Below are 6,154 nucleotides of genomic sequence, written 5' to 3'. Positions count from 1 at the left end.
GCCTTAGGTGGTAGAAAAAAGCAGCGAAGCTGCGCAAAGAGCTCAATATCGCCCCCAAACTCAACGTTGCAAAATCACCCGCAAACCCACCGAAGACTGGCGGTGTTTGAGGCGCAAGAAGTACATCCCTGACGGAAACGCGGATAAATCCAGGCTCAAGTCCCGAAAGGCATCATTCGGCACAAAAGTCTTCAACAATTGACCGCTGATGCTGTACAAATCTATGCTGGCACCATCAATGGCAGCAGACAAGTGAATCACCACCCGGCCTTTGCTGGGAATCGGTTCTACCCCTACGTCAATCCCATTGATGACACTGAGATTGCTCTCAAAAACGGTGAATGATTGGATTTTCGAAAGGACTATTCCGCAAGCATTGCTGGCTTTTACCCGCCAAAAATAGCGACCAGCAGCCAAATCTTGTGCTCGTTGGTACTCCGTCAGCGTCAAGTTTGCGTTCCAAACCGGAAATGCAAACGCGGAATCGGTGGCCACTTCCAAATCATAACGCAGCGCAGTACCCGTGCTACTCCAGCTCAAGGTTGGCCGTTTTTCGAGCAAAACAGCCCTGTCTACAGGAATCTTTAACTGCGGAGTAGTTGGCGCAGCCGTAACCGCAAACCTTACTTTTGCGCTGTCGCGCTGGTTGTTTTGGCGGGTATAAAAAGTCAATTCGTAAGTACCCGGCAGCAACTGGCGCAAATTTTTGGCCTTGGCCTCAAACAATGCACCTGCGTTGATTTTGGAAGGATCTGTGCTAAACGTTAAGGTCAATGGCAAACGGGGAAAAATCCGATAACTCAGTACTGCTGAGCCCTGGTAACCATCGGCAGCCTTGAGCGATAAAACCAGGGAATCTGCCTGACAGCGTTGTTGGAAATCCGGCAATACAGAAGGGCGAATACTCGGTGCAATCGCAAATTGCTGGTAAGTATTCGGCACCTGATTCGTATCACAAACATTGGTACCCCAAACCTTCCAGTAATAAGTGCCAATCAAATCCAGGCGATCAATTTGGTACGCCGTATCAACAGCCTGAAATCGACCAATAATGTCTGTAAAACCAGCATCTCGTGCCAGCAGGATGGTGTATTTTTGGGCAAACTTTCCTTTTTTCCAACGCAATTGTACGGGCAGAGGCACTAGCTTGTCTCCATTTTGAGGCTCCAGCGCCTGCGTTGCTTGTGGCGTTTGCACGATTTCCAACAAGACAATTCGAGTCAGGGTATCCGTTCCGATGATGGCTTGAAATTTGAGGTTGTAAAAGCCAAACAAAGTGCTGGACTCGTTGGTGATTTCCAAGCTTGTGCTTGATCCAGTGGTTGAATTATTGCTGAATTGTGCTTTCAAGCCAGTGGGCAAATTGATTGCCCTGAATTGAATAGGCTGTGCCTTGGGGTTGCTCACCTTTAGCGTCCAAGTTGCTTTGCCCAGTCCACAAATGCTTTGATTGTCTTTGTCCAATTCTATGCTGTAACTGCATTGGTACTGCCAACGGCCTCCAATTTCGGTAAGCGCAGCCCGTTTGGGGTCTAGCCAATCCCGTAGGCGGTTATTCAGGTTGCTTCCGGCATCCCAGGAAGAACGAAAAGTACCAAAAGAGTCATATCCGGTTTTGCCGCAAAGGGCGGTACCTCCATGCAATTGCCCCACCACTTGCCCTTTGGAGTTGAACAGTGGCGCTCCTGAAGAACCATCCTCGGTGCTTCCGATTTCCCAACGGGGTACAATCAAGTGCGAACCATTGTTGACCAGATTGGATGATCCCCAATTGGCCAGGTAAGTTTTTTGAGCGGAATAACTGAAGCGCTTTTCTTCACTGCCCGCTTGATGAATGATGGCAACGCCCCCGGCAGGTAGATCCGTGCTGGTGTTCCAACCCGCAAAGTAGGCATTGGCATCCAATACCACGGGGTCATCCAATTCCAAAATGGTAAAATCGGAATTGGCGTTGGAAGCCCTTTGCACCATTCCAGAGTTAAAGGTGCTGAATTTGCCATCGCCAGGGGAGGCATTGCTAATGTTACCAGGCTGGCGACAAAAACTGTTTTGAAAATTCCAATACACCACCAGTGAGGGAGCATCCGAAGCTTTGCTTTGGCAATGCCGGGCAGTGACAAAGTAGGGGTGGCAATCTTCTTTGCCGTTGTTGACCAAAAAACCCGTGCAAATAGAAGAGCCGCGGATGCTGATCAAACCTACGGATTGTGCTACATCCCTATATTTATCGACCTGAGGATAACCATTGTTTTGCCCACAAACGATGTCGATGTGGCATTCGGAGGAAGTTACTTTGGTAAAATCCATAAAGTCGTGGTTGACAAATCCCAGTTGCAGGCGCAGATCGGTTTTTTGAAGACTGGGTAGGGTCACTTCCAAAATCACTTCATCACTTGCTACAATTGGACTCCAAAATTCGGCGTGGTCTTCATTGTCCGAACTGCTGAACGGTCCGATTTTCTCATTCGTTTTGGTATTGATTAGGAAAAATTCAGCTCCTTTGGGCAAATAAAATCCGGTAAAGCCAAAATTAAGAGAGTAGGCGCCAAGCGACCGAACGCTGAGTCGCCAGCGACTGCTTCCCGACCCGGTTTCTTCCCAACGCCCGCTGTTTGCTGGCGTATAATTTACCTCGATTGGTTTGGCAAATTGGGGCGCTCTACCTGCTTCTCGCAAATTCAACTCTTCCTCTTGCAGTAGTGCATTGTTTTGGGCAGGCATGGTCACCCGAGGGATGCGGCCAAAAAACGGATGCTCCCACTGGTCTTTGGTTGGCTGCTGGGCACTGGCTTGTACCACGCCCAAAAACAAGGCAAAAGAAAAAAGTAAAACTTGCTTCATGGCTTAAAATTGAAGAGCTGGTTGTTGAACCCCCAACATCCCAACATACAGATAAAAATACCCAAAATTACAGGAAAGTTGATGCAGATCAGTAAAGTGTACGACTTCTGACAAAAGTAGCGGGTCGATCAACTTTTCGTGCCCAATTCAGTTTAGAAGGTGGAAGTTTAGGAAATAATCATTTCTTATGCTAAGTTGAGGCGAAAAAACACTGTTTATGATCGTAGAAGAACACAACGTTGTCACCCTGAGTTATGAGTTGCGCAATGATGGCCCTGAAGGCGAAATCCTGGAAATCATGAATGTCCACTATCCCTTCAAGTTTTTTTGTGGCGGCGACCAATTGCTTCCCGCCTTCGAAGAACAATTACGCGGCCTGGAGGAAGGAGACTCCTTTGAATTTGTACTTTCACCTAGTTTGGCCTACGGCGAACTTGACCCTGAGCAGGTGTTGGAAGTACCTCGTGGCCTGTTTGAAGAAGAAGGCGAAGCACCGATGGAAAATGTACTGATTGAAGGCAATTTCATTGTCCTTTCTGACGAAGAAGGTGAGGACTTTCATGGCCGCATTGTGTCCTGGGACGATGAAAACGTCAAGGTTGACTTCAATCATGCCATGGCGGGCAAAACCCTGCATTTCAAAGGTGTAGTGCTCAACATCCGCAAAGCTTCTGTAGATGAGTTGATCCGCAAACAAGTGTTGGAAGAAGACGGCGTACGCGGCTGGGATTGGGGCGTCAATTGATACAAATCGACATGCAAACATTAAGTATAGATACGCAATTGCGCGAACGGGTTCAACTGCTTTTGTCCAACCTTTGTCAAGGCTTGTACGAGCGCGAAGAGGCCATGAAACTGGCATTGCTCACTGCCCTGGCCGGAGAAAGTATATTTTTGCTTGGCCCTCCGGGAGTGGGCAAAAGTTTGATCGCCCGCAGGCTCAAACACGCCTTTCGAGACGGGACTTCTTTTGAGTACCTGATGAGCAAATTCAGTACGCCCGACGAAGTCTTTGGTCCCGTTTCCATCAAAAAACTCAAGGAGGAAGACCGCTACGAACGCCTCACCGAGCGCTACCTCCCCGGGGCCAACGTGGTGTTTTTGGACGAAATCTGGAAAGCCGGCCCCGCCATCCAAAATGCCTTGCTGACCATCCTCAACGAAAAAATATACCGCAACGGCGATCAAGACCTGCGCGTAAACATCCGGGGCATCATCACGGCTTCCAATGAATTGCCTCCGCGCAATGCCAGCCTCGACCCCATCTGGGATCGCTTCCTGTTGCGCCTGGAACTGAGCAACATCCGCAAGTTTCAGAACTTCGTCAACATGATTGTGGATACCGACGATGTCTACCAGGTGGAACTGCCCGCTGAAGTGCAATTCAGCGAAGCGGAACTGGTGCAATTTGACGCTGCCATCAATGGAGTGGAGGTGCCTGCCGAAGTACTCAATACCATTCAGGTACTCAAATTGCGCATCGATGAGCACAATGCTCGCCCCAACAATCAGGATCAGCAGATCCCGATCCACGATCGGAGGTGGAAAAAAATTGTTCGCTTGCTGCGTACTTCCGCCTTTTTGAATGGCCGCAGCCGGGTGGATTTGATGGATTGTTTCCTGATGCTGCATTGCCTCTGGAGCAGACCCGACCAAAAAGACCTCATCGAAGAAATGGTAACCGATGCCATTCGCCGCCACGGCTACAGCATGGCGGTCAACCTTAATTTGCTCAAGCGCGAAGTAGACGATTTCGAAAAAGACGTCAACGAAGAAATCCGCGTCAAACATACCGTAGCGGAAGAACAGTTGCTGCTGGTACAAGAGGATTACTATGAATTGATCAAGGAAGACCAGCAATTTGAGGGCTTTCTGATTCCAGTTAAGCAATTTCGCCAACTCAACCTGGAGGATACCCAGGTAATCAATTTTTACGATGCCAATCGCAACCTTGTGAATCGCCTCCGCACCAAACAGGGCCTCGGCGAATTTTGCATCGAAGTGCAGCACAACGACCGCAATCATACTTACTACTTGCGCACCAAAAAAGGCGAACGCCAGGAAATCATCTTCAAAAAACCACACCCGGTGGTGCAAAAATATTGGGAAGAACGCTTTGAGCAAATCCGCAGCTACTTGCGCAAGCAGGAAGAAAACCTGCGCACCAACCTACCGGAAGAATTGGAATTTTTGGAACAAAACCTGTTTGTAGAAGCCCGGTACGCCGAAGTGGTCAAGAGCAACCTCAAAGAGGTGCAAGAAGCGCTGCAAAAAGTAGGGATTCAATTGGAAAAGGTGCAGTTTAGTTATGCGGGGTAGGGGATGAGATTTATTCCCTGGGCATATTGGCAATGGAAGAGGGGCACAACTTGAAAATCAATTCAACTTGTACCCCTCCGGTATTACAATCTTTATGATTAAAACATCTTCATCCCCGCCAAATCCAACAAGCCAATCTCCACCTGCTTCAAGCGAAACCAGGCCTGAATCGTACGATCCCGCGCTTGTACTTCCAGCAAGGTTGATTCGCGTACTTCAAAGTTGGTGATTTTGCCCAGGCGGTACAACTCGCGCGCTAGATTGGCCTGAGCGGTAGATACTTTCAGGTTGGCCTCTTCCAGGTCGCGCAATTGCTTCAGCGACTGGTAATCGGAGTATCGCGTCCGAATCTGTGCTTCCAGGTTGTACATCAGTTCGTCAAGCTGCAATTTGGTGTTTTCCTCTACAATCTTGGAGTTGGCCAGGTTTTGCTTGCGCAATTGCCCATCGTAAATGGGATACCGAGCCGTAAGCCCAAACACTGGACCAAGGTTGCGGTTGGACAAAGCAAAACCCACTGCGTTGCGCTGGTACGAATAGTTGAGCGCTCCAGTGAGATCAAGTTCCGGTTTGAACTGGCCCTTGATTTCTTTGGTATTGAGCATCGATACTTGCTGGTTCAACTTACTGAGCATCAAGTCTGGATTGGCTTGTTTGGCACTTGCCAACAATTCATCCTGCGTCAAAACCATTTGAGTAGACAGGGTAGTATCCACCCGAAATTTTTCATCCACGGAGCGATTCAGCAATTGATTGAAGGACATGTAAAATCGCTTGATGTCGGCTTCTTGCTGTACCAATCGAGCGCTGTCGGCTGTAAGACGAGAACGGGATTGCAGCAATTCCAAACCGGTAGCACTGCCAATGGTCTTTTTGGCTTGCACCAAATTGAGCAGGTCGCGATCCAAACTTACGGCATAGCGTAGGTTGTCGGTGGTCTGTTCCAATTGTACAATGTTGTAGTAGGCCAACGTGATGTCGGCAGCCATGGCCT

The 6,154-nt window shown here is 48.8% G+C and carries 4 protein-coding genes; 2 read left to right on the top strand and 2 right to left on the bottom strand.

Annotated elements, in window-relative coordinates; genetic code table 11:
- Positions 1-60: 60 nt before the first annotated feature.
- On the bottom strand, positions 61-2,841 hold the full coding sequence (locus ABW391_RS28225; RefSeq protein ID WP_353485255.1) for a trypsin-like peptidase domain-containing protein: 2,781 nt from the start codon (positions 2,839-2,841) through the stop codon (positions 61-63).
- A 217-nt stretch (positions 2,842-3,058) separates the two neighbouring features.
- Between ABW391_RS28225 and ABW391_RS28220 the strand changes: the two genes are divergently transcribed.
- On the top strand, positions 3,059-3,586 hold the full coding sequence (locus ABW391_RS28220; protein WP_353485254.1) for an FKBP-type peptidyl-prolyl cis-trans isomerase: 528 nt from the start codon (positions 3,059-3,061) through the stop codon (positions 3,584-3,586).
- Positions 3,587-3,597: 11 nt separating this feature from the next.
- Positions 3,598-5,160: an AAA family ATPase gene (locus ABW391_RS28215; RefSeq protein WP_353485253.1), complete on the top strand. Its 1,563-nt coding sequence runs from the start codon at positions 3,598-3,600 to the stop codon at positions 5,158-5,160.
- Between the two features lie 98 nt (positions 5,161-5,258).
- Here the strand turns inward: ABW391_RS28215 and ABW391_RS28210 are convergent.
- Positions 5,259-6,154: TolC family protein (locus ABW391_RS28210; protein ID WP_353485252.1), on the bottom strand; the 896-nt coding region annotated here is incomplete at its 5' end.

Source organism: Haliscomenobacter sp., from assembly GCF_040403615.1.
GTDB lineage: Bacteria > Bacteroidota > Bacteroidia > Chitinophagales > Saprospiraceae > Haliscomenobacter.
This window is presented reverse-complemented; position numbering and strand designations above follow the sequence as displayed.